General features: G+C 68.8%; 22 protein-coding genes. 6 read left to right on the top strand and 16 right to left on the bottom strand.

What is annotated here, in order from left to right:
* Positions 1-74: 74 nt before the first annotated feature.
* The 8 genes from OG947_RS13765 to OG947_RS13730 form a co-directional block, all read right to left on the bottom strand.
* Positions 75-176, bottom strand: coding sequence for a 30S ribosomal protein bS22 (locus OG947_RS13765; protein ID WP_003402602.1), 102 nt, complete (start codon positions 174-176; stop codon positions 75-77).
* Positions 177-438: 262 nt separating this feature from the next.
* Entirely contained in the window at positions 439-684 is a 246-nt protein-coding gene (locus OG947_RS13760) for a helix-turn-helix domain-containing protein (RefSeq protein ID WP_027504502.1), read from the bottom strand.
* A gap of 123 nt (positions 685-807) precedes the next feature.
* On the bottom strand, positions 808-1,623 hold the full coding sequence (proC, locus tag OG947_RS13755) for a pyrroline-5-carboxylate reductase (protein WP_056441616.1): 816 nt from the start codon (positions 1,621-1,623) through the stop codon (positions 808-810).
* Between the two features lie 61 nt (positions 1,624-1,684).
* The gene (locus OG947_RS13750) at positions 1,685-2,536 is read right to left on the bottom strand and encodes a thioesterase family protein (protein ID WP_442973062.1); all 852 of its coding nucleotides are present in this window, start codon (positions 2,534-2,536) and stop codon (positions 1,685-1,687) included.
* Positions 2,533-3,240, bottom strand: coding sequence for a MerR family transcriptional regulator (locus OG947_RS13745; RefSeq protein WP_328814025.1), 708 nt, complete (start codon positions 3,238-3,240; stop codon positions 2,533-2,535). The genes OG947_RS13750 and OG947_RS13745 overlap by 4 nt, the downstream gene beginning before the upstream one ends.
* A gap of 90 nt (positions 3,241-3,330) precedes the next feature.
* Complete coding sequence (locus OG947_RS13740; RefSeq protein WP_231476212.1) at positions 3,331-4,185, bottom strand: sugar phosphate isomerase/epimerase family protein; 855 nt, start codon at positions 4,183-4,185, stop codon at positions 3,331-3,333.
* Positions 4,182-5,198: a hypothetical protein gene (locus OG947_RS13735; protein ID WP_328812086.1), complete on the bottom strand. Its 1,017-nt coding sequence runs from the start codon at positions 5,196-5,198 to the stop codon at positions 4,182-4,184. Before OG947_RS13735 ends, OG947_RS13740 begins: the two co-directional genes overlap by 4 nt.
* Positions 5,195-6,151: a Ppx/GppA phosphatase family protein gene (locus OG947_RS13730; RefSeq protein ID WP_027504497.1), complete on the bottom strand. Its 957-nt coding sequence runs from the start codon at positions 6,149-6,151 to the stop codon at positions 5,195-5,197. The genes OG947_RS13735 and OG947_RS13730 overlap by 4 nt, the downstream gene beginning before the upstream one ends.
* Positions 6,152-6,305: 154 nt before the next feature.
* On the opposite strand from OG947_RS13730, the gene OG947_RS13725 reads away from it, so the two are divergent.
* The gene (locus tag OG947_RS13725; RefSeq protein WP_328814024.1) at positions 6,306-7,106 is read left to right on the top strand and encodes a hypothetical protein; all 801 of its coding nucleotides are present in this window, start codon (positions 6,306-6,308) and stop codon (positions 7,104-7,106) included.
* A gap of 182 nt (positions 7,107-7,288) precedes the next feature.
* Entirely contained in the window at positions 7,289-8,158 is an 870-nt protein-coding gene (locus OG947_RS13720; protein ID WP_328812085.1) for a DUF559 domain-containing protein, read from the top strand.
* An 80-nt stretch (positions 8,159-8,238) separates the two neighbouring features.
* Here the strand turns inward: OG947_RS13720 and OG947_RS13715 are convergent, their stop codons facing one another.
* The 3 genes from OG947_RS13715 to OG947_RS13705 all read right to left on the bottom strand — a co-directional run bounded on the left by OG947_RS13715 (position 8,239) and on the right by OG947_RS13705 (position 10,969).
* Positions 8,239-8,922 (bottom strand): response regulator transcription factor, encoded by a 684-nt coding sequence (locus tag OG947_RS13715; protein ID WP_027504494.1) that lies wholly within the window; start codon positions 8,920-8,922, stop codon positions 8,239-8,241.
* Between the two features lie 16 nt (positions 8,923-8,938).
* On the bottom strand, positions 8,939-10,108 hold the full coding sequence (locus OG947_RS13710) for a sensor histidine kinase (protein WP_027504493.1): 1,170 nt from the start codon (positions 10,106-10,108) through the stop codon (positions 8,939-8,941).
* Between the two features lie 105 nt (positions 10,109-10,213).
* The gene (locus OG947_RS13705) at positions 10,214-10,969 is read right to left on the bottom strand and encodes a phosphoglyceromutase (protein ID WP_328812084.1); all 756 of its coding nucleotides are present in this window, start codon (positions 10,967-10,969) and stop codon (positions 10,214-10,216) included.
* Positions 10,970-11,094: 125 nt separating this feature from the next.
* Between OG947_RS13705 and OG947_RS13700 the strand changes: the two genes are divergently transcribed.
* From OG947_RS13700 to OG947_RS13685, 4 genes are all read left to right on the top strand, one after another.
* The gene (locus OG947_RS13700; protein WP_328811184.1) at positions 11,095-11,913 is read left to right on the top strand and encodes an esterase/lipase family protein; all 819 of its coding nucleotides are present in this window, start codon (positions 11,095-11,097) and stop codon (positions 11,911-11,913) included.
* 163 nt (positions 11,914-12,076) lie between these two features.
* Positions 12,077-12,217, top strand: coding sequence for a hypothetical protein (locus OG947_RS13695; protein WP_328812083.1), 141 nt, complete (start codon positions 12,077-12,079; stop codon positions 12,215-12,217).
* A complete protein-coding gene (locus OG947_RS13690; protein ID WP_328812082.1) occupies positions 12,214-12,804 on the top strand; it encodes a PRC-barrel domain-containing protein in 591 nt (196 codons plus the stop codon). Before OG947_RS13695 ends, OG947_RS13690 begins: the two co-directional genes overlap by 4 nt.
* 1 nt (position 12,805) lies before the next feature.
* Entirely contained in the window at positions 12,806-13,237 is a 432-nt protein-coding gene (locus tag OG947_RS13685; RefSeq protein WP_328812081.1) for a PRC-barrel domain-containing protein, read from the top strand.
* 18 nt (positions 13,238-13,255) lie between these two features.
* Here OG947_RS13685 and OG947_RS13680 read toward each other — a convergent pair whose 3' ends face one another.
* The 5 genes from OG947_RS13680 to OG947_RS13660 form a co-directional block, all read right to left on the bottom strand.
* On the bottom strand, positions 13,256-14,722 hold the full coding sequence (locus OG947_RS13680; RefSeq protein ID WP_328812080.1) for a carboxylesterase/lipase family protein: 1,467 nt from the start codon (positions 14,720-14,722) through the stop codon (positions 13,256-13,258).
* 98 nt (positions 14,723-14,820) lie between these two features.
* Entirely contained in the window at positions 14,821-16,422 is a 1,602-nt protein-coding gene (locus OG947_RS13675; RefSeq protein WP_027506349.1) for an AMP-binding protein, read from the bottom strand.
* A gap of 130 nt (positions 16,423-16,552) precedes the next feature.
* The gene (locus tag OG947_RS13670) at positions 16,553-17,110 is read right to left on the bottom strand and encodes a YbjN domain-containing protein (RefSeq protein WP_037186136.1); all 558 of its coding nucleotides are present in this window, start codon (positions 17,108-17,110) and stop codon (positions 16,553-16,555) included.
* A complete protein-coding gene (gene mshA, locus OG947_RS13665; protein WP_222650065.1) occupies positions 17,107-18,486 on the bottom strand; it encodes a D-inositol-3-phosphate glycosyltransferase in 1,380 nt (459 codons plus the stop codon). Before mshA ends, OG947_RS13670 begins: the two co-directional genes overlap by 4 nt.
* A gap of 16 nt (positions 18,487-18,502) precedes the next feature.
* Entirely contained in the window at positions 18,503-19,339 is an 837-nt protein-coding gene (locus OG947_RS13660; protein ID WP_328812079.1) for an alpha/beta fold hydrolase, read from the bottom strand.
* Positions 19,340-19,394: the final 55 nt, after the last annotated feature.

The following is a 19,394-nucleotide window of genomic DNA, read 5'->3' as shown; positions in this document are numbered from 1 at the left end:
CGGATACGACAACGCCCGCGAGGACGGTCGAAACTCGATCCTCACGGGCGGAAGTCGTCGCGATCCCTACCGGATCACTTACCCAATTTCCTGCGCTGAACGCGGGTGCGGCGAAGCAGCTTGCGGTGCTTCTTCTTCGACATGCGCTTGCGACGCTTCTTGATCACTGAACCCATGCGGGTGTCCTCGCGTTCTTTCGTCTCTGTACAGCTGCACTGCTGATACCGCTGCTGGTGCTGTTCGGTCGTCGGCGGACACGGCAGTGACGGGACTGCGCGCTCACGCGACTCAGCCCCATCATACCCAGCTCACACGACCACCCTCGACCGGCCTCCGCAGCAGCGGCGCACGCCCGAACCGTCCGATTCCGGTGAACCGTGCCATGCCCTTCCCCGGGCATGCACCGTTCCACGTGGAACAGACGGGACGAGGCGTGCGTCAGCCTGCGTCGAAGTAGGACGTCTCCAGGTAGTCGTGCACCGCCTTCGCATGCACTCGGAACGAACGGCCCACACGAACGGCGGGCAGTTCGCCACCGTGCACCAGGCGGTACACGGTCATCTTGGACACCCTCATCAGTGAGGCAACTTCTGCCACCGTGAGGAACTGGGTTCCGGCCACAGCCGGTTGGCCGTCGTGGGACGAGCTCTTGCTCGACCCGGACGGCTTGTTGACGGATTCCATAAATCCACATACCTCCGGCACGCCCGCGCTGCCGGCTTCCCCTCCGGCAGAACAGACACGCACGTGCTGCAGCGAGCTTAGCGGGACTCGAGTGACAAAAGCGACGGGTGGGGGGACCAATATTTATTCGACCGGTGAACCGAGAGCCGTTCCCCGCGCCTTGGCGGCGTCGATCGCGTCGAGAAGCGCAGCTCGGAAGCCCTTTCGCTCCAGCTGGGCGATGGCCGCCGCCGTGGTGCCGCCGGGAGACGTCACACCGGCGCGGAGCTCCTGCGGTGACTCGTCCGAGCGATCGAGCATCGCCGCGGAGCCCACCATCGTCTGGACGACCAGTGTCGTGGCGGTGTCTCGAGGCAGTCCGAGACCCACGGCGGCGTCGATCATGGCCTCGGCCATGAGGAAGAAGTAGGCGGGTCCGGATCCGGAGACGGCGGTGACCGCGTCGATCTTGTCCTCGGACACGACGGCCGTCTTCCCGACGGTGCCGAGCAGCTTGCGCACTGTCTCGATGTGCTCCGAGCGGGCATGGCGGCCGGGGGCCAGCACACTCATCGCCTCGCCCACCAACATCGGGGTGTTGGGCATGACGCGGACGATCGGGATGCCCGCGGGCAGTTTCGGCTCGTAGCGCGACGCGGTGACGCCGGCGGCCATCGTGACGATGATCTGCTCGCGCTCCCCGTTGAGCTCCGCCTTGGACATCTGGGTGATCACCGAGTCGACGTCGTCGGGCTTCACCGCGACGACGATGACGTCGGCGCCCTCGATCGCGTCGATCACGCTGGTGGTCCGGATGCCGAACTGGGTGGCCACCGCGTCCGCGCGGGCCGGGTACTTCTCCGCCAGCACCACGTTGCCGGTGGGCAACCCGCCCTCGATCAGTCCCGCGATCAACGCCTCACCGATCCGGCCGCCGCCGATCACCGCAATTCTCGTCATGCGCTCAGCGTGCCATGCCGCGGGTGGCGATCGGCAGGGTGTCGCGGTCCCTCGGTCGGGCTCAGGTCGCGAGCGGCACCATGGCCAGCTGTCGGCTCTGCACCACCACGGCACCGGTGGAGTCGACGATGGTGTGGTCCTCCTCGAACCAGGAACCGCCGAGCACGGTGCTCGACGACTTCACGCGCAGCCAGCCGGGTGCCGGGGTGTGGCGCAGGTACGTCGTGAGCTGGACCGTCGGAGCCCAGCCGAAGAGGCCGCGATTCATCGTCACGGGCGGGCAGATGTCGCCGGCCATGATGGCGAACAGCGCCGCGGTGACGGGATCGTTCTCGTCGACGGGCCGCGGCCGGACCCACATGCGGATCTCCGCCGACCCCTGCGCGCCGGTCAGGAAGTGCGCGGCGGTGGGATCGAGACGCATGTCGCAGCCCGTGGCGACGTGGACGACGTCCGCCATCGGGTGACCGGGCGCCACTCGAGCGGCCGAGTCCGGCGGCTCGACGGCCATGTCGAGGACCGACGCCAGGGACGACTCGTGCTCCTGGTGCACGGGCGCTCCGCTGTCCGGCGTGCCGAGCGTGACCACGCTCCGCACCGCGGGACGACCGTTCTGCAGCAACACCGCGTCGACGTGCACCACGCGCCGACCACGCTTGAGCACCGTCGTCTCGACCGTCACCGGGCCGGGATCGGGCGCCGCGAGGTAGCTGGCGCTGACTGCGAGCGGAGTGAGCTCGATCGGGTCGTCGTCCAGCGCGAGACGCTGAGTGGCGGCCGCGGCACAGACACTCATCATGGCGCCGCCGTGCACCTTGGGGCCGATGGTCCACGTCGGGTCGATGCTGCCCTCGAACAGATCCGTGTCGGTGCGATCGAGTGTGGTGAGGGTGCGGAACGGGGCGTCGGTCACTGGTCGCTCGAATCTGTCGTCGGGTGGGGCCGGTCGGGAAGGCCGGAGGCCGGCCGGGTGAGTCGGTCGGGAAGGCCGGTCGGGGCGAAGTGCTGCTGGGCTAGATCGTGGTGCGCGAGGCGGCGCAGGGCGGTGACCACCGGTTCGTAGAGCACCGTCCCGAGGACGGCGAAGCGCACGGCGGCGCGTGGCTCTGTGTGGTCGAGCACCCGCGCCCACTCCCCCTCCGCGATCACGCGGACGGCACGGGCGTATGCGACGACGTCGTCGTCGGAGAGCGGAACGCCCGCAGCGTCGGCGGCGGCGAGCGAGTGGTCGAGCTGACGAGCCGCAGAACTGTCGGTCGGGAGATCGGCGGCGGCGTGGCCGAGCCGTTCCAGGATCCGCGAGGTACGCGGCGCCAGACCCGGGTCGAGTCCGTCGTGCCCCGCGTCGTCGAGGTAGGGCGGGAGCGCACCGAGTGCCCGGCTCATCGCGGGATGGACGTCGCCGGTCGCCTCGTCGAGGGCCGCGAGCACCGTCCTGATCCGTCCGAGAGGAAGGGAGGAGCCGGTCAGGGCCTTGATCAACCGGAGGCGGTCGAGGTGCTCGTCGGTGTACTCGGACACCGTCGCCGCGCCGACCCCGGGCATGAGGAGCCCTTCGCGGAGGTAGAACTTGATCGTGGGTCGCGGGACCCCGGACCGTTCGACCAGCTCGGACATGCGCACCGGTCGAACTCTAGACCACAGTGGATAGTGCGACTATCCGAGGGTGCGATCTTCCGAGAGTGCGGACTTCAGAGGTGAGGGACGTCAGAGGTGCTGCCGGGCGAACGCCAACGATCGTTCGAGTGCGGCCGACCGCTCGGTGGCGGTCCGCGCGTTCTGGGTGTTGATCTCGAGCACGGCCTGACCGTCGAAGCCTCGCGCGACCAGCGCCTGGCAGACCTCCGCGACCGGCTGCGTGCCGTCGCCGGGCACGAGGTGTTCGTCGACGGAGGCGCCGCGGCCGTCCGCGAGATGCAGATGCTTGAGCCCGGCGCCCATGCGCTCGGACAGCGCCACGGCATCGAGCCCGGACGTCGCGGTGTGCGAGAAGTCCAGCGTGTAGTGCTGGTGGCCCACGTCGGTCGGGTCGTAGGACGGCGCGAACGCGGTGAACCCGATGCCGGGCTTCCCGCCGCGCTTCTCGAGCCGCTTCACCGAGCCGGTGCCCGCACCGAAGAGCCGGTCCGCACGCATCGGGAACATGTTCTCGACGGCGACGACCATGCCCTCGTTGTCGGACTCGAGCTCGGCGACCTGGTCGGGAAAACCGTCGGCGTAGATGCGTTGCCACCGGAACGGCGGGTGCACCACCACGGTGGACGCGCCGAGCGCCTCGGCAGCGTGGACCGAGCGCACCAGCTTCGAGACCGGATCCGAACCCCACACCCGCTGGGTGATCAGCAGGCACGGTGCGTGCAGCGCCAGAACCGGAACGCCGTACGCGCGGCTGAGCTGCTTGATCGCACCGACGTCCTGGCTGATCGGCTCGGCCCACACCATGAGCTCGATCCCGTCGAAGCCGAGTTCCGCGGCGAAGCGGAACGCGGACTCGGTGTTCTGCGGATAGACCGAGGCCGTGGACAACCCCACCGGAACGTGCCGGCGACCGGGCGTCGTCACGTGGTGCTGAGCATGAAGGCCAGCGGGCCCAGAGTGACGAATCCGCCCACGACCACCGCCAGCAGGATCGACACGATGTCGTCGGTGCGGCGCAGCACACGCACCACGGCCACGAGTCCGACGATGACGAAGAACGCAAGGACCAAAGCGACCCAGGGGAGCATCTCCCACAGTCGCTCGAACCCCTTGAACAGGAGCGCGCCGAGCACGATAGCCACGATGCCCTGGCCGATCAGCGACAACCACTGCTTGACCGGGCTGCGGGACTTCGACGGCGCCACCGGTGCGTCCTCGACGGGTTCCGCATCGGTGGGGGTCGCGAGATCGGCCTCGTCGGCCGTGTCGGTGGCGATCGTGTCCGGGGTCTCGGAATCCTCGGTCAGTGCCGGGACGATCGTGGTCACCGCGTCGTTCTCGGCCGTGACCTCGTCGGCGTCGACCTCCGGCTCGGCCGGCGTCGACCGCTGCTGCTCAGGAGTGCCGGGTCGGTCGGAAGCGGGACGCTCCTGCGCCGGCCGCTCGGGTGCGAGCGCACGCTCCTCGGTGGAGGCGCGCAGGCGGTCGACCGCCACGGACGGAGCGCCGGAGAACAGCGCGGGTTCGGGCCGAGCGGAACGGGCGGCACCGAACGCAGGGGTCGGGCGGGCCTGCTGCTCACGGCGGCGGTCGTCGATCCGGGGCGTGGTCCGTGTGGGCTCGGGTGCCGGGGCGGGCCGCTCGGGCTCGGCGTCGCGGGTCGACTCGTCGGCCTCGGCCTGCCGCGGCTGGTCCTGCGGCGACTCGGTCTCGGGCGACGCGTCGGTCTCGTCGTCGGGCGCCTCGGCCGGGGTCTCGTCGCGAACGATCGGGATCTCGCCGGTCAGCTCGGCGACGGAGATCCCGCCGGCCATGCCGCGTCGACGTCGACCGCCACCGGACTGCGTGTCCACCTTGGCGCCGTTGCGCGCGAGCAGTTCCGCCACCGACACCTGTCCGGTGTCGGCCGCGCCACTTCCGTTGTTGTCGTCACTCATGTCTCTCGAGTCTCCACCACATCGCCGAACGTCTCCGTGTCCAGCTTGCGCAGGATCAATCCCTCACGCAGCGCCCACGGACAGATCTCCAACGAATCGATCGACAGCGCGCGCATGCTCGCCTCGGCGACCAGTGCTCCGGCCACCATCTGTCGTGATCGATCCGCGCTCACGCCTTCCAATTCTGCACGGTCCGCCGAGGTCATCCTCGAGATGAACGAGATGACCTGACGCAGGCCGTCGGCCGTCAGGGTCCTGACGACACGGGGGCCGGCAGCCGACGGAGCGGCACCGGTCAATCGAGCCAACGAGCGGAAGGTCTTCGACGTTCCCACCGCCCGGTCGGGCAGCCCCGGCTCGAGCAGCTTCTTCGCCGGTTCGACGAGTTCCGCGTCGAGCCAGTCACGCAGCACGGCGACCCGCCGCTTGCCGGGAGGATCCTCGGCCAGCCAGTCGCGCGTCAGTCGGCCCGCGCCGAGGGGAAGCGACATCGCCACGTCCGGGTTCTCGTCGATCCCGGTGCTGAGCTCGAGGGATCCGCCGCCGATGTCGAGGTCGAGGATGCGCCCGGCACTCCAGCCGTACCACCGACGCACGGCCAGGAACGTCAGTCGCGACTCGTCCTCGCCGGAGAGAACCTGCAGGCTCACGCCGGTCTCGTCACGCACTCGGTTCAGCACGGCGGTCGAGTTGCGTGCGTCGCGGACGGCCGACGTGGCGAAGGCCATGAGCTCGCCGCAGCCCGACGATGTGGCGATCGACGAGAAGTCGGCGACCGTCCGCACCAGTCGATCGGAGCCGGACTGGGTGATGTCACCGGCGTCGTCGGTGTTCTCCGCCAGGCGCAGGGCAGCCTTGGTGGAGCTCATCGGTGTCGGGTGACCGCCGCGGTGAGCGTCGACCACGAGCAGATGAACCGTGTTGCTTCCGACGTCGAGCACCCCTAACCGCACAGGGAACACCGTACTGGGTCTAGCGTCGTGGCTTGTGACACGTGCTGAGAAGGCGGGTAGGCCGGAGGCCGGCCGGGCCGCAAAGCAGACGACGAGCGTGGGCGACGAGGCCGGACGGCGGTCGGGCGAGGCCACCGGACGGCCCGCGGACGTGCTGGAACCCGCGGCGACCCACAAACTCGATCCCGCACCCGAGGTGGCGCCGGACTTCCCGCGCGAGTGGGTCGAGTTCGTCGATCCGACCAACCCCGAGCACGTCGTCCGTGCGGATCTGACGTGGTTGCTGTCGAGTTGGACGTGCGTCTTCGGTACCGCCGCGTGCCAGGGAACGGTGCCGGATCGGCCCGACGACGGGTGCTGCTCGCACGGAGCGTTCCTGTCGGACGACGACGACCACGCCAAGCTCGTCGCCTCCGTCGAGATGCTCACGCCGGACGACTGGCAGTTCTTCGACAAGGGGCACGGCAAGAAGGGCTTCGTGGAGGTCGACGACCTCGAGGGCGAGCAGGCGCTGCGCACCCGCAAGTACAAGGGTGCGTGCATCTTCCTCAACCGACCGGGCTTCGAGGGCGGCATCGGGTGCGCACTGCACCGGATGGCGCTGCGCACCGGCGTCGAACCCCTCGAGGTGAAGCCCGACGTCTGCTGGCAGCTGCCCATCCGCCGCACCCAGGACTGGGTGACCCGCCCCGACGGCGTCGAGATCCTGCAGACCGTCGTCGGCGAGTACGACCGACGCGGCTGGGGTGAGGGCGGCGCCGACCTCAGTTGGTACTGCACCGCCTCCCCCGACGCACACGTCGGCTCGAAGGCGGTCTGGCAGTCGTACGCGCCAGAGCTGACGGAGCTGCTCGGCAAGGACGTCTACACCGAACTCGCCGCGCTGTGTCGGCGTCGGCAAGGCTTGGGATTGATCGCCGTGCACCCCGCGACCCGCGAGGCTCAGCGCACGTAGTCCCGTCAATGCCCCGCGAGTACGTCGAAAGTGCCGTGATCTCGGCGCTCGCCGCAGCACTTTCGACGTACTCGCCGGGGCTTGGTCACGCTTCATCCACAGGCACCCCGTCATCCCCACGGCACTGGCGAGTTGCTCGATCGACGCGGCGCCTGTCGGTGCAGCTCGTGACGGTCTGCGCCATGGACCCCACACTCGTCGACGCAATGAGAGCCAACGGCGGCTTCCTGCACACGACCGATCTCCTCCGACGCATGTCCCCGAGCCGCGTGCGGTGGCTGGTGCACACTCGTCAGCTGACTCGCGTACGGCACGGGCTGTACGCGGTCGGAACGCTCCCTGTCTCGGCGCGACTCGACGCTCTGAGCATCGAGCTCGGAACGCGGGTTGCCGCATCCATGGACACGGCGGCGGCGATGCACGGTTTCGACGTCGACCAGACGCAGCAATTACATGTGGTGGAGCCCGACGATCGGCGCATCGAGAGCAGACCAGGGGTAGTGGTGCATCAGCGGCGGGGTGCGCCGCTCATGGAGATCGGCACCCGACTCGTCGTGGAGCCCGCCTGGACTGCTGTCGAGGTCGCACGGCAACGTGCCCCTGGTCGCGCGCTCGCCGTTCTCGACGCCGCGGCCCGGGTGGGCTGCGGACCCGGATCGCTGGAACGAGCAGTCGATGCGCAACGGGGGCGGCGGGGCATCGTCGAGGTCCGCCGCCTCGCACCGCTCGTCGACCGAAGATCCGGCTCACCGATGGAGTCGGAGACTCGCCTGGTGCTGCACGACGGCCACCTTCCGGCACCCGAGTTGCAGTGGCCCGTGATGCACGGACTCGGCATCTTCTATCTCGACCTCGCTTGGCCAGCACGACGATTCGCGGTGGAATACGACGGCGACGAATTCCACGGAACGCCCGATAGCATCCGACACGACAAGGCCCGTCTTGCGCTGCTCGCTGATGAAGGCTGGCGCGTTCTGCAGATCACGTCGGACGATGTGCGGCGCGAACCTGATGTCCTGGTCGGTCGTGTCCGCCGGCTACTTGCCGCCTGATGTCCGCGAATACGCCGAAAGTGTCGTGATCAACGGATCCGCAGCGACACTTTCGACGTACTCGCCGAAACCGAACGGCCTCACTCCTCGAGCTTGTACCCCAGTCCACGCACCGTGACGAGGTGCACGGGCTTCGCGGGGTCCGTCTCGATCTTCGAGCGCAACCGCTTGACGTGGACGTCCAGCGTCTTCGTGTCGCCCACGTAGTCGGCGCCCCACACGCGGTCGATCAACTGTCCGCGGGTGAGCACTCGACCGGAGTTGCGGAGCAGGTACTCCAGCAGGTCGAACTCCTTGAGCGGCAACGTGATCTGCTGCCCGCCGACCATGACGACGTGGCGCTCCACGTCCATGCGTACCGGTCCGGCCTCGAGGATGCTGTTGTCGTCGATCTCCTCGGTGTCGGATCCACGGCGCAGGACCGCACGGATGCGCGCGATGAGTTCACGGGACGAGTACGGCTTGGTGACGTAGTCGTCGGCACCCAGTTCGAGTCCGACCACCTTGTCGATCTCGCTGTCGCGCGCGGTGACCATGATGACCGGCACACCGGAGCGGCTGCGCAGGTGCTTGCACACGTCGGTGCCGCTCATGCCCGGCAGCATGAGGTCGAGCAGGACGATGTCCGCTCCCACGCGATCGAACTCGGCGAGGGCGGAGGGGCCGTCGCCGACGACGGTCGCGTCGAACCCTTCCTTGCGGAGCAGGAACGCCAGCGGGTCGGCCAACGATTCTTCGTCTTCGACGATGAGCACGCTCGTCATGGGGTGTCCTTCTCGGTCATGACGGCTCGCCGTCGTCTTCGATGTGAGCAGGAATGAGGAGCGTGAAGGTCGAGCCCGTCCCGGGCTTGCTCCACAGCTCGATGCGGCCGTTGTGGTTGGCGGCGACGTGCTTGGCGATGGCCAGTCCCAGACCGGTACCGCCGGTGGCCCGCGACCGCGCCTTGTCGACGCGGAAGAAGCGCTCGAACACGCGCTCCTGGTCCTCCTTGGCGATGCCGATGCCGCGGTCGGTGACCGAGAAGGCCACCATGCTCTGTGGGCCCGTCGCATCGTCGTCACGCAGGGACCGCGTCACCGACACGGGAGACCCCTTCGGGGAGTATGCGATGGCGTTCTCGACGAGGTTGGACAGTGCGGTGACCAGCAGGGTCTGATCGCCGAGCACCTCGAGTCCGCTCGGTCGGTCCGTCGTGACGACGATGCCCGTGGCCTCGGCCTTGAGAGCGGAACGCGAGAGCGCGCTCTTGACCACGGTGTCGACGTCGACGACGTCCAGATCGGGGAGCTTCTCGGCACCCTGCAGACGGGACAGCGAGATGAGTTCGCTGACCATGTTGCCCAGGCGCGTGGACTCGTCGAGCATCCGCTCACCGAAGCGCTGCACCGACTCGGGATCGTCGCGCGACTGCAGCAGCGCCTCGGCCAGCAGGCTGATGGCGCCGACGGGGGTCTTGAGTTCGTGGCTGACGTTCGCGACGAAGTCCCGCCGCGTGGCCTCCATGCGGACCTGCTCGGAGTCGTCGTCGGCGAACAGGACGACGAACCGGCGATCCTCCTGGGAGAGCAGCTGCGCGTGCCCCTTCACGGCGATGCCGGCGCGCCCGCGGGCGTCGAGAACCGTGAGGTCGACCTCGACGTGGTCACCGGTCTCGAGGACCCTGGTGGCGGCCTTCCATGCCCGATCGTCGAGCGACCGACCGCGGACGAGACCGAGCTCCTCGGCGCGCGGATTGAACAGCACGACGTCGTGGAACTGGTCGACGACGGCGATACCGCTGTGCGCGGCCAGCACGATGAGGTCGAGGACCTGGGACATCGTCAGCCCGTTGTCGCGGGTCTGACGCAGGACGTGGCGGGAGTTCAGATACGGGATCAGCACTCCACCGACGAGGTACCCACCGAACGCCGCGACGGCGGCGATCAGTACGACGGTCGGAGTGGTCACGGGCCGATCGTACGGTCACACGACCGTGCACCGACGCACGGTGGGCCGGGTTTTCCGGCCGTCACCGCACGTCCGGCGCACGTTCGCACCGCGTTCATCGAGTCGTTACTTCCTGCCCTGGTTCGCCACTGCCGCGGCTCCGGCCGCAGCGGCCTCCGGGTCGAGGTAGGTGCCGCCCGGCACGGTGGGAACGAGCTTGTCGCCCGACTCCGTGAGGTCGTACTGCAGCGGGATGCCGGTGGGGATGTTGAGCCCCGCGATGTCCGCGTCGGAGATGCCGTCGAGGTACTTGACGAGGGCGCGCAGCGAGTTGCCGTGGGCGGCGATCATGACCGTCTTCCCTGCCCGCAGCTCGGGGACGATGACGTCCTCGTAGTACGGAACGAAGCGTTCGACGACGTCCTTCAGGCACTCGGTCAGCGGCACGCTGTCGAGATCGGCGTAGCGCGGATCGGCGTCCTGGCTGTACTCGGAGCCGACCTCGATGGGGGGCGGCGGGGTGTCGTAGCTACGACGCCACAGCATGAACTGCTCGTCGCCGTACTTCTCCTTGGTCGCCGCCTTGTCGAGACCCTGCAGTGCGCCGTAGTGCCGCTCGTTCAGACGCCAGTCGCGGACGACCGGGATCCAGTGCCGATCGGCCGCGTCGAGCGCGAGGTTCGCGGTGCTGATGGCGCGACGCAGAAGCGAGGTGTACAGCACGTCGGGAAGCACACCGGCCTCCTTGATCAGCTCGCCGGCACGCTTCCCCTCCGCCTCACCCTTGGCGGTCAGGCGCACGTCCTGCCATCCGGTGAACTGGTTGGACGCGTTCCACTCGCTCTCGCCGTGGCGGAGAAGGATCAGGGTTCCGATGCTCATGCCGCCCAGTTTCTCACGATGCCGTCGGCGGGACGACCGGTCGGGCGCGCCGCAGGTCGTGCGGGGTGCACAGCGGGAACTGCGCTTCCGCCGAGCCGAACCGGCGTGACCGCTAGCCTCTGCTGATGAGAACCCGCTGGACAGTGGCGCTGGCGGCGTGCGCGTGGCTCGCGTGCGCGCCGACCGCCACGGCCGATCCGCTGCCCGTCGACTACAACTTCTTCAGTGGCTTCCCGGCGGAGATCGCGAACCCGGGCGGATCGCTGCCCGGAACCAACGACTTCTCGTGCGCGCCGACGGCGGAGCACCCGAATCCGGTGATCCTGGTGCACGGCACGGGGACCGGGCAGCAGACAGGGTGGGGCGTGTACGCGCCGCTGCTGAAGAACGAGGGGTACTGCGTCTTCGCTCCGACGTACGGTGCGCTGCCGGGTGCGTGGCCGATCAGCGCGATCGGTGGCCTCGGGCCGGTTCCCGAGAAGGGAGCGCAGTTCGCGGCATTCGTCGACGAGGTGCTGTCCGAGACGGGCGCCGAGAAGGTCGACATCGTCGGACACTCGCAGGGCACGGTGCTGCCCAACTACTACGCGCAGGTGCTCGGCGGAGCGGACGACATCGACAGGTACGTCTCGCTGGCCCCGCTGTGGAAGGGGTCGGGCCCGTCGCAGTTCGCGTGGCCCGACGCGTCGTATCGCTACGCGCCGGGCATCACGTACACGAACATCATGACCCGGTACGACGAGGTGGTGGTCCCGTACACGGACGGCTACGTCGAGGCTCCGAACGCGACCAACATCGTCGTACAGGACACGTGCGACGTCGACTTCTCCGAGCATGCCGGCATCGTCGGGTCGCCGAGGGCCGCGGCGTTCGTGCTGAACGCTCTCGACCCCGCGCACCCGCGACCCGTACCGTGCGAGTTCGTGCCGCCGTTCACGGGCTGATCCGCCGCATTCGCACCCCCTGTGCGCGAACACACTACTGTCGAGAACAAGGCTCGGGCGCGGTCCGTTCGACGCATCACCCGGCCGGCTACACGGCCCGCAGACAGCGGGCAGCCACTGGTGAGCCCGGGTTTCCCGGCTCGCACTCTGACAAGGATTGATTATGGATTGGTGGGTCTGGCTCATCATCGCGGTGGTCGTCGTCGCCGTGATAGTCGGCGCGGTTCTCCTGGTCCAGGCGAAGCGTCGCGCCGGCGGCGTCATCATCGTCGACCGGAACAACAAGAACGGATCGGCGACATGAGCACGCTGATGCGCGCGAGCGAAGTGGAGAAGCGGCCTGTGGTCACGATGGACGGTGTCGACGTCGCCCAGATCAAGGACATCGTCTACCAGCCCGGCGGGGGCCAGGTCGCAGGTTTCACCCTCAACGGGCGCGGGCTGTTCTCCGGCCCGCGCAAGGACGTTCTCGGGTGGGCGGCCGTGTCCGCACTCGGACCCGATGCCGTGATGATCGACAGCGAGGACGTGCTCGCGTCCCCCGCCGAAGCCTTCGCCGGCGACGGGTCCTCGTCCCGCGGCGGGCACGACGATGTCCTCGGATCCGAGGTGCTCACCGATACCGGGACGAACCTGGGCAAGGTGGTCGACGTGATCATCGAGGTAAGTGGACAGAATGACGGGCAGTGTGACGTCGTGGGGTACGAGATCCAGTCGTCCGAGGCGCTGGCGAACAACGGCACCAAGGTACTGATCCCGCTTCCCGACACCTTGGCGGCCTCGGGACAGCACCTGATGGTTCCGGCCCGCGCCACAGAGTTCGTGCGCAACGACCTCGCGGGCTTCGGCGCAGCCGTCGACGAGTTTCGATCCGCACTGAAGGGCGAGTGACATGTTGTTCTCAGAGGCCAAGGGCCACAAGGTGGTCAGCACCAGCACGGCCGACACGATCGCCAAGGTGTCCGGGTTCGTCGTGGATGCTCGATCGCGCCTCGTCGTCGCTGTCGAGGTCAAGAAGACCAAAGCGGGCGAGGTCATCGTCTGGGACGCGCTCTCCTCGTTCGGCACGGACGCGGTGACGGTGGCATCGGAGGAGTGCATCACCGACGCGACCGGCGACATCGACACCCTCTCGCACAAGGATCACTCGATCCTGGGCAAGCGGGTGTTGACGACGAGCGGATCCGATCTCGGAGTAGTCCAGGACGTCGATTTCGACCCCGAGAGCGGCTCCGTCACGTCGTTGGTCATGAAGTCGACGTCGATCCCGGGCTTCGACCTCGTCGGCGCCGGATCGTATGCCGTGGTGGTCCGGCCCCAGTAGCGCCGACCTCGAACGCAGTCAGCGGACCCCGGCCCACACCTCCCGGGTGTCGGGCCGCGGGTCGTTCACCACGGCCGACTCCGTCCCGAACATCTTCACCGTGCGCTCGGACCCGTACTGCGCCCAGCCGGGATCGCCGTCGCGCACGAAGTCGACCCAGGCACGGTGCATCTCGTCGGCGACCGCCTGCGGCGGGTTCGGCCCCGTGATGCGAGCGGTCTCGGGCTTGCCCAGCACGTCGAAGACGAACGGGATCTCGAGCGCATGGCACGCGCCGAGGTTCCCGTCGAACAGCGGCGAGCGCCAGGTGAACTCGTAGACGTGGGCCGGGTGCGCCTCGGCGACGCGCACGGCGGGGATGCGGAAGAACCAGTCGGTCATGACCGCGATCATGAGTTCACCGGGCGAGGCGTCCGGATACCGATCGCGGTACGTGTCCAGCACCGACGGGTCCAGTCGATACCCGGCGAGCACCGTCCGCAGGTAGTCCTCGGTGATGTGCGGAACGATGCCGGCGGGCACGAGGAAGAACGCGTGCTCCTCACTGGTGGTGCCGAGCAGGAGTTCGACGTCGGTGCCCGCACCGTCGGCGATGCGCGAATACGGCAGCGCAGGAACGACATCACCGTCGATGCACGGCTCGAACGCCATCATGTTCAGTGCCACCTCACCCCACGCGCCGCTCGATGCCTCCGCGGCGATGCGATCGGACAGGGTGCGCTGGGCGTCGACGAGGGCGTCGACGGGTACCGAGCCGAGCCCCTCCACCGTCGCCGGAACGCCGAGGGCCGACGCCAGCGCGGCCGAGACGGTGCCCGCGGTCTCCGCCGAGATGACGTGATGGCCGGCGCCGCTCTGCAGGACCGCGCGGTGGAACAGCCCCTCGGCGCGGGGCATCGACAGCAGCGTGCCGACGCTCATGGCACCCGCGGACTCTCCCGCGACGGTCACCCGCGCCGGGTCGCCGCCGTACGACGCGATGTGGTCCCGGACCCATTCGAGCGCCGCGACCTGGTCCAGCAGACCACGATTGGCGGGAGCGCCCTCGATCTGCGCGAAGCCGTCCACGCCGAGCCGGTAGTTGATCACCACGGCGACGACGCCGTCCCGCGCGAAGGCGGTGCCGTCGTAGGCGGGTACTGCATTGCTGCCGTTCACGAAGGCGCCGCCGTGGATCCACACGAACACGGGCGCGGAGCCGGCGACGTCCGGCGAGTACACGGCGACGTTCAGGCACTCCTCGCCGGGCACCACGGGCTCGCTGAGGATCTCGCTGGTGGGCGGCCGGTACCCGACCTTCGGGACGGTGGCGCCGTGCTCGAGGGCGTCGCGGGTGTCGGACCAGCGCGGCGGCGCGGTGGGCGCCTGGAACCGGTGCGGGCCGAACGGCGCCTCGGCGTAGGGAACGCCGAGGAACGAGGCGATGCCGTTGTCGGTGCGACCGCGCACCTGGCCCTGGGGTGTATCGACGGTGATCGTGTCCATGGCTCATGAGTACCACCCCGAGTGCCCCCACACCCCTCACATGACGCGAACACCCTCTCCAGCACGCTGGAGAGGGTGTTCGGGTGGTACAGGGAGTGTCAGCCGGCGGCAGGCTCGGCCGCGCGCAGATCCTTGCGCAGGATCTTGCCGGACGCCGACTTCGGCACCGTGTCGATGAACTGCACGCGGCGAACCTTCTTGTGCGGCGACACCTTCTCGGACACGAACGTCATGACGTCGTCCTCGGTGAGCTCGGCGCCCTGCTGCAGCACGACGAACGCCTTCGGTACCTCTTCGCCCTCGTCGTCGAGCACGCCGATGACGGCCGCATCGGCGATCTGCGGGTGCGTGAGCAGCAGCGACTCGAGCTCGGCGGGCGGCACCTGGTAGCCCTTGTACTTGATCAGCTCCTTGAGCCGGTCCACGATGCTGACGCACCCACGACCGTCGACGACGGCGATGTCGCCGGTGTGCAGGTACCCGTCGGCGTCGAGCGTCTCGGCCGTCGCAGCGTCGTTGTTCAGGTAGCCGGCCATGACGTTCGGGCCCTTGATCCACAGCTCACCGGGCTCGCTGACCTTGTCCGAGCCGGGCTCCGGGTAGGCCACCTCCTCGCCGGTGGCCGGATCGACGAGCTTGTTCTCCGAGTTGGCGACGGCGGTGCCGCAGCTGCTCAGCGGCATGTCGTCGCCGTCGAACGGGATGGCGTGCGAGACGGGGCTCAGCTCGCTCATGCCGTAACCCTGACGCACCTTGGTCTTCAGTCGCTTCGCGACGGCGTTGCCCAGGTTCTCGTCGAGGGCGGCGGCACCGGAGAACACCATTCGCACGCTGGAGATGTCGTACTGGTCCACCATCGGGTGCTTGGCCAGTGCGACGGCGACGGGCGGCGCGATGAAGAGGTAGGTGATCTTCTTCTCGGTGGTGAGGCTCAGGAACTGTTCGAGATCGAAGCGCGGCATCGTGACCAGCGACGCGCGCACCTTGAGGCCGAGGTTGAGCAGCACGGTCATGCCGTAGATGTGGAAGAACGGCAGCACGGCGAGCAGGACGTCGTCCCGGTTCGCGCCCATGCGCGGCTCGATCTGCGACACGTTGGCCACCAGGTTGCGGTGCGTGAGCATGACGCCCTTCGGCCGTCCCGTGGTGCCCGAGGAGTAGGGCAGCACCGCGAGGTGGGTCGACGGGTCGAAGCTGACGTCGGGCGCCTGTGCACCCTCGGTGAGGAGGTCGCGCAGCGACTCGTGGCCCTCCGCGCCGTCGAGCACGACGATGCGATCGGCCGACAGGCCGACCTGCTCCGCAGCGGCCTTCGCCTGCGGGAGCAGCGGCGAGACCGTGAAGATCATGGTCGCGGACGAGTCCGTGAGCTGCTTCGCGATGTCCTCGGCGTTGTACAGAGCATTGATCGTCGTGGCGATCGCACCGGCGCGCAGGATGCCGTGGAACACCGACGCGAACGCCGGCACGTTGGGCGAGTGCACCGCGACCACGTCGCCGACCTTCACTCCGCGCGAGGCGAGTGCGCCTGCGACACCGTTGATCTGACCGACGAGAGTGCGGTAGTCGGTGACGGCGCCGCTGGGGCCGTCGATCAGGGCGGGGCGCGCGAGGTCGTCCTCGGTGAGGTCACCGAAGAGGAACTCGTAGACGCTCTGCTCGGGAATCTCGACGTCGGGGTACGGGCTGCGGAAACTCATGGAACTCCTCATCGGCACAGCAGGGACGACAGAAAGGCAACCTTAATGTGTCGGGCGGTCACATAAACATCCTTCGGACATTCCGGGTGACAGCCATCACACGAAGGAGCCTACCTGCACGGTGTCCGAATCAGTCCCGGTCGTCGTCGTCCGCTCGGTCCGCCGGCTGCACCCAGGACGTGGGCCCGTCGTCCGGCCTGCCGTTCACCAGATGCTCGAACGCCTTCAGGTTGTTCAGCGACTCGCCGCGCGAGACGCGCCACGCCCACTCGCGGCGGATGGACTCGGCGAAGCCCAGTTCGAGCAGCACGTTGAAATCGCCGTCGGCCGCCTCGAGCACCTGCCCGAGGATGCGGTCGATCTCGTCTCCCGTGACCGCGTGCGTCGACATCTTGCCGACGAGGTAGATGTCACCGATCTTGTCGATCGTGTAGTGCACTCCGTACAGACGGCGGTTGCGCCGCAACAGGTATCGGTACACGCCCTCGAAGTTCTCGTCGGGCTTGCGGCACACGAAGGCCTCGATGCGCACGCCGTGGTTGCCGACCGTCAGCATCGTCGAGGTCTTGAGCTTCTTCTCACCGGGAAGGTCCACGACGAACTGCGTGTCGGTGGCCCGGGAGTAGTCCAACTCCCGGTCGGCCAACACCGAGTCGATCAGTTCCGTCACCTGGTCGGTCGTCGTCACAGCGCTCTCACCGGTCCTGTCCGTCGTAGTCGCCACAGACCACGGGGTCTGCGAGGCGAGAACTCACCCGTCGGTCTCTCGACACCCGCGGTACGGCCGAATCTCCACGCCGCGCGGGCGTAGGTGTCCAGCAACGCGTCCGAGGTGTGTTCCCACGAGAAGTTCTCCGCATGTCGTGAGGCATTCGACGCCATCACGGTGCGCAGACGGTCGTCGGCGAGCAACGACTGCACCGCGGTGGCCCAGTCGGCCGGATCGTGGCCCTGCACCAGCACGCCGGTCTCCCCGTCCCGCACGGCCACACCGAGGCCCCCGACGTCCGCGGCGACCACCGGGACACCGCACGCCTGGGCCTCGATGGCCACGAGACCGAAGGACTCCGAATAACTGGGCACCGCAACGAGATCCGACGCGCGGTAGACGTCCGCCAGCCTGTCCGGGGGTTGCGGCGGGAGGAACGTCACCCGATCCTCGATGCCCAGCCGGCGACTCAGCTCGATGAGGGAGTCGGGCCGTTCCAGACCGGTGCCCGACGGGCCACCGACCACCAGCACGCGTACGCGCGACGACGGGTCCCGCCGGTGGATCTCGGCGACGGCCGCGACGAGGACGTCCGGCGCCTTGAGAGGTTGGATCCGTCCCACGAACGTCACGAGAGGGTCGTCGGCGTCCAGCCCCAAGGAGCGTCGAGCGGCGGCGCGATCGCCCGGCCGGAACATGCTCAGGTCCGCTCCCGGCGCGACGACGTCGATCTTGTCCTCGGCCGCGTCGTACAGATCGACGAGAGCCCGGGCCTCGTCGAGAGTGTTGGCCGTGAGCCGATCGGCTTCCTCGACGACCTGCTTCTCACCGATGCGGCGGGCCGCCGGTTCCGGCTTGTCTCCCGCCGCCACCGACAGGTTCTTCACCGCGGCGAGCGTGTGCGCGGTGTGCACCAGGGGGACCTTCCACCGGTCGCGGGCGAGCCAGCCGACCTGCCCCGACAACCAGTAGTGCGAGTGGATCATGTCGTAGTGGCCCGGCTCGTGCCGTGCCTCCTCGCGCAGGACGCCCGCGGCGAAGGCGCAGAGCTGGGTGGGCAGGTCGTGCTTGTCGAGACCCTCGAACGGGCCGGCCGCGATGCTGCGCACCAGTACGCCGGGCGCGGCCTCGACCACGGGTTCGTCACGGGAGGACGTGGCCCGGGTGAAGATCTCCACCTCGACTCCGCGCGCCGCCATCTGCACGGCGGTCTGCAGGACGTACACGTTCATGCCGCCCGCGTCCCCCGTGCCGGGCTGCGCCAGCGGAGACGTGTGCAGCGACAACACGGCTACCCGATGCGGGCTGTGACGGCGGACCACCGTTCCAGTGTGCCCTGTCCGATTGCGTCGCAGGTGCGCGCCCACCCGGTCAGGTCCGGCGGCCCAGCGCGTCGACGAAGCCCGTGACCTCCCCCAGGAACCGCGACGGATCGGCGACGAACGGGCCGTGATCGACGCCCTCCCACCACGAGGTCGACGCACCGGGCACGACGGAGGCGGTGTGCCGACCCGCGCCGACGTCCACCACCGTGTCCGCCGTGCCGTGCATCACCAGGGTGGGGACGTCCAGCGCCGCCAGCGTCTCGTCGTGTCCCACGTCGCGCCGGAACACCGCGGACCGCACGCGTGGACGCGTCGCCAGGCTGGCGCCGAACAGTGCCTGAGCTGCGGCGCCGTGTCCTTCGCCGGGTCCGGTGAGGGCGTTGCCGAAACTCGCGAGCGCCCTGATGGCCACGCGCGAGTCCTCGCTCATCGCGCCGGGGATCGCCGCACGCATCGCCGTGCCGACGGCGCCGCCGGGTCGGTCCGGACCGATCGCGGTGATCGCCGCGACGAAGACGACACCCGCCACCGCACCGGTGCCGTACACCGACAGGTAGTCGCACAGCACCAGACCGCCGTAGGACCAGCCCAGCAGGACCGCACCCGAGCGGATGCCCTCCTGCTCGAGAACGGCGTGCACGTCCCCGGCCCACAGCGCGGACCGGTCGTAACCGACGTCGGGGGCACCGGACATGCCGTGCCCGCGCAGGTCCGGTGCGATGACGCGGTACCGCTCGGACAGGTCGGCGAGGAGGTCGTCGCCCCAGCAGGCTCCGGTCTGGGCCCAGCCGTGCAGCAGCACCAACGGTCGAGCCGAGACGTCTCCCGTGACGCGGTAGACCAGGGATGTTCCGTCGCGCCCGAGCGCCTCTCGTATTGCCATGCCACCAACATATTGGGCGCACGTTGTGGGATGTCAGAAGGGCTCGTGCAGCGGC

Origin of the sequence: Rhodococcus sp. NBC_00297, from assembly GCF_036173065.1 — a bacterium.
Classification (GTDB): domain Bacteria; phylum Actinomycetota; class Actinomycetes; order Mycobacteriales; family Mycobacteriaceae; genus Rhodococcoides.
This window is presented reverse-complemented; position numbering and strand designations above follow the sequence as displayed.